Annotated in this window: 3 protein-coding genes; all 3 read left to right on the plus strand. The window is 45.4% G+C overall.

The window, feature by feature from the left end:
- The first annotated feature begins 453 nt into the window (after positions 1-453).
- The gene (psb27, locus tag ACOCD9_RS15400) at positions 454-855 is read left to right on the plus strand and encodes a photosystem II protein Psb27 (protein WP_104396655.1); all 402 of its coding nucleotides are present in this window, start codon (positions 454-456) and stop codon (positions 853-855) included.
- A 219-nt stretch (positions 856-1074) separates the two neighbouring features.
- Positions 1075-3444, plus strand: a complete 2370-nt coding sequence (locus ACOCD9_RS15405) for an endonuclease MutS2 (protein WP_287701625.1) — start codon at positions 1075-1077, stop codon at positions 3442-3444.
- Between the two features lie 502 nt (positions 3445-3946).
- A complete protein-coding gene (locus ACOCD9_RS15410; RefSeq protein ID WP_287701623.1) occupies positions 3947-4216 on the plus strand; it encodes a hypothetical protein in 270 nt (89 codons plus the stop codon).
- Positions 4217-4276: the final 60 nt, after the last annotated feature.

Here is a 4276-nt window from a genome sequence, read left to right on the forward strand (position 1 = left end):
CTTGATTTCAGTTTTTTCCTTGTCAGTAAGGGTGTCAACAAGGAATATTACAGATTGTTAACCGAGTCTTGAAAGCCTTGTGCTACAAAGGTTTGAAATGTTAAGAAAGATGTGACTAAAGGACAGCTTGATAAGGGGGGTGTCTGACAACTTTTAACACCTACCTACTTATCTTCTAGATTGATCGCTCGCAAAGCCCAATCTCGATCGATCCTGAAACCGCCACCAGTGCCTGATCGCGGCCCGAATTAGTCCAGAATCAACTCACTTCGGGTTAATAGCATCGCAACTTTTAGGCAAAAATAGGGCTTTTGCCGCCAAAAAAGCCTATATTTTGGCTCTTTGCCCCCTGTTTGACCCCTGATTTTTACAGCCAGTTGACTCTTATGGGGAACTGGTCACAGTTTCCTGATAGGATAAGGTGACTTGGGATTAACTTATGGTGTTGAAAATATGTCTCTAAAACCTTACATTTCTCGCTTATTAGCTTTGGTTCTCGTCCTTGTCATCGGATTGATGGGTTGTTCTAGTAGTTCAGGGTTAACGGGCAATTATGGACAGGATACCCTGACGGTGATTGAAACTTTAACCACAGCCCTTGATGTGGTCAAAGATGACCCGAATAAAGCGGCAGTTGAGTCGCAGGCAAAGGAACAAATCAACGATTACATCTCCCTCTACCGACGAGATAAAAAATCCGGGGGTTTGCGTTCTTTCACTACTATGCAAACAGCCTTAAACTCTCTGGCTGGTTATTATACCGCCTACGGTTCCCGTCCCATCCCCGACAAACTCAAACAACGTTTAAAACAAGAATTTAAACAGGTGCAATTCTCTCTCCAGAAAGGAATTTAGATACAGATTAGGGGTTGGGTGTTAGGGTTTTGGGGGGTTAGGGTTTTGGGGTATTAGTTGAAATCCCCCCATCTCCCCACACCCGTTCGGACTTCGGCGTGAGCTCAGTCGAACGCTGAGCTCACGGCCGAAGCCCACACCCCACACCCTACTCCTGTAAAAATCAGACCAAATCTGGTTAGACTAGAAATACAAAGCGTATTATAAAAAACTACAAAATTGATTCAAGACGAAACCCTAGAATTATTGGAATGGCCGCGGCTATGTCAACACCTAGCTACCTTTGCAGCGACTAAACTAGGTGCGATCGCGATTCGTCAATTGCCGTTACCGGAAAGCAAAGAGGAAAGTTTAAATCTACTCTGCCAAACCAAAGAAGTTTATAGTTTAGAACAAAAATTAGATAGTCGTCTTTCCTTTGATGGGATTACCGACATCGGCGATGCCCTAGAAAGAGCGCATCTGGGGGGGTTATTATCGGGACAGGAACTTTTACATATTGCCACGACTTTGGCCGGAGTGCGACGTTTACGGCGTTTAATTGACGAACAGGAAGATATACCGGTTTTAAAAGAGTTAGTAGCGGAAATTCGCACCTATCCAGAGATAGAACAGGAAATACACCGTTGTATCGATGAAGATGGCCGGATATCCGATCGCGCTAGTCCCCAATTACGCGAAATTCGGGGACAAATGAAGGTGATTAGAGAGCGAATTTACCGAAAATTACAGGATATCATGCAAAAGCAGGGCGGGGCTATCCAAGAAGCGGTGATTACCCAAAGAAGCGAGCGCTGGGTGATTCCCGTCAAAGCATCGCAAAAAGAGCAAATACCGGGGATAATTCACGATACTTCCAGCACAGGGGCGACTTTTTACATTGAACCTCACTCTATCGTTGACCAAGGCAATCAACTGCGGCAATATCGTCGTCAGGAACAAATCGAAGAAGAAAAAATCCTGCGGCAGTTAAGTAATCTGATCGCCGAAGCCTTTGAGGACTTAGAATATTTACTAGCGATCGCTACTAGGCTCGATCTGGCCACCGCTAGGGCCCGTTACAGTTTATGGTTAGAGGGTAATCCCCCCCACTTTATCGATGGTTCGGAAACGATTACTTTACGGAATTTGCGCCATCCTTTGCTCTGGTGGCAAAAACACCACGAACAGGGGGGGGAGGTCGTACCGATAAATGTGCAGATTACCCCAGAAATTCGCGTTGTTGCCATCACCGGACCAAATACCGGCGGAAAAACCGTTACTTTAAAAACTCTCGGATTAGCGGCTTTAATGGCGAAAGCGGGCCTGTTTATTCCAGCGCGGGAACCGGTAGAGATACCCTGGTTCGATCAGGTTTTAGCCGATATCGGCGATGAACAGTCTTTGCAACAGAGTTTATCGACTTTTTCGGGTCATATTCGCCGGATTGTTCGCATTTTAGCGGCTTTAAATTCTCGTTCCTTGGTTTTACTCGATGAGGTGGGAGCAGGTACGGATCCGGCCGAGGGAAGTCCTTTAGCGATCGCTATTTTACAATACCTCGCTGATCATAGTTTACTGACGGTGGCTACCACTCACTACGGAGAATTAAAGGCGTTAAAGTATCGAGATTCTCGCTTTGAAAATGCCTCGGTAGAGTTTGATGATCGCACTCTTTCCCCCACTTACCGACTATTATGGGGCATTCCGGGGCGTTCTAATGCTTTAACTATTGCCCAGCGTTTGGGATTAAGTCCCGAAATTGTGGCCGAAGCGAGAAATCATCTGGGGGGGTTATCGGAGGAGATAAATCAAGTAATTGCTGGTTTGGAAGCGCAAAGACGAGAACAGGAGTCAAAAGCTAAGGAAGCTAGTCAATTACTCCAACAAACGGAGAAATTTTATACAGAAGTTTCCACGCGGGCCAATTCTCTACAGGAGAGAGAGCGAGAATTAAAGCGTTATCAGGAGCAGGAGATACAAAAGGCTTTACTATCGGCAAAAGCAGAGATTAATGACGTTATTCGCCGATTGCAAGCGGGAACAAAAACCGGTAAAGATGCCCAAAAAGCCACAGAGGAGTTAACTGCGATCGCAGAAAGGTTATTACCAAAAACGGAAAAAACTAAGGTTAATTATCGTCCGCAAGTGGGGGAAAGGGTGCGCTTGCCCAATTTGGGACAAACTGCCGAAGTTTTAGCAATTTCACCGGCATCAGACGAGATTTCCCTGCGTTTCGGTATGATGAAGATGACCCTACCCTTAGATCAGATTGAGTCTTTGGATGGTCAAAAAGTGGAAACTGCGCCAAAACCTGCCAAAAATTTGCCCCAAACTCCCACAAAACCCCAGGAGACTCCTTTAATTCGTACTGCTAATAATACTGTCGATATTCGCGGTTCCAGGGTGGCAGAGTCAGAAACGGATATCGAACAGGCGATCACCCGCGCCACCCCATCGGGCATATTATGGATTATTCACGGTAAAGGTACGGGGAAATTGCGTCAAGGTGTTCACGATTTCCTATCCCGTCATCCCCAGGTAAAACGCTTTCAATTAGCACCCCAAAATGAGGGCGGTTCGGGGGTAACTATCGCTTATTTAACTTAGGGTTTTCAGAGGTGAGACTAAATCCCTTGAGTATAGGCTACTTATGGGGGTTGTCAAATTGAAAGATGCTCCGAATCAGCACCGGAACTGAAATTACTTTGATAGGAAAGATTACATGGCATCTTTCCTATTTTGATCTGACAACACCAAATTTTCTGACCGAGTGTTACCCGCAATCGCTCCACGCCAACCCCACCATTTATCCTTAAATATAACTTAACGAACACTCTGTTCTCAACGAGCTACCATGTAGGTACAAGTGAAGGTTACATAAAAAGGACGGTCACTTTATAGTTGAGCAAAAGTGGGAATGTATTAGATAAGACACCCCGTTTGCCGAAGTCGGAAGATTTGATGAAAGACTAGACAACCTCGTGCCTCTCAACCGAATACTGTGGTCCCACTCGATAAGACTGTTGCGTGAAGGGCAAAAAAGCCCTTCCTTCAGCCCAGAAAGAGAGAAAAACCCTAGGGATTGCCTGAAAGGCTTAGGAGTGGTGCCATGGCTAGTAGTACGCTTGTTTCCATAATTATCGATGAAGGTCTCCTACTCGATTCTCTGCCAAGAGTTGGGGGCAGTCTATTTTACGTCTTAGAGACAGCTTGGAGTTCAGTCACGGAAAGGTTGCGGGACTTTGCCCGGAGTCCAGAGTTCGCTGCCAAGATGGAACTGGCTTTTGGGCAAGATGTGAATAGACCTCTTGCAAAAGTCTTAAGTCGATCCTTGTACAGCAACATTTTTGAAGATTATCAACTACTAATAAATAATTAACTGAAAGTCCCTCCCATTATTGTTTCTATCGTTTGTTTTCGGATTTATGCAAGAGGTCTA

This window comes from Microcystis sp. (assembly GCF_048564745.1).
GTDB lineage: Bacteria > Cyanobacteriota > Cyanobacteriia > Cyanobacteriales > Microcystaceae > Microcystis > Microcystis ichthyoblabe_A.

Excerpts from the sequence above, each read along its gene's own strand:
- ACOCD9_RS15410 (WP_287701623.1), top strand. The coding sequence starts at position 3,947 with ATGGCTAGTAGTACGCTTGTTTCCATAATTATCGATGAAGGTCTCCTA.
- psb27 (WP_104396655.1), top strand. The coding sequence starts at position 454 with ATGTCTCTAAAACCTTACATTTCTCGCTTATTAGCTTTGGTTCTCGTC.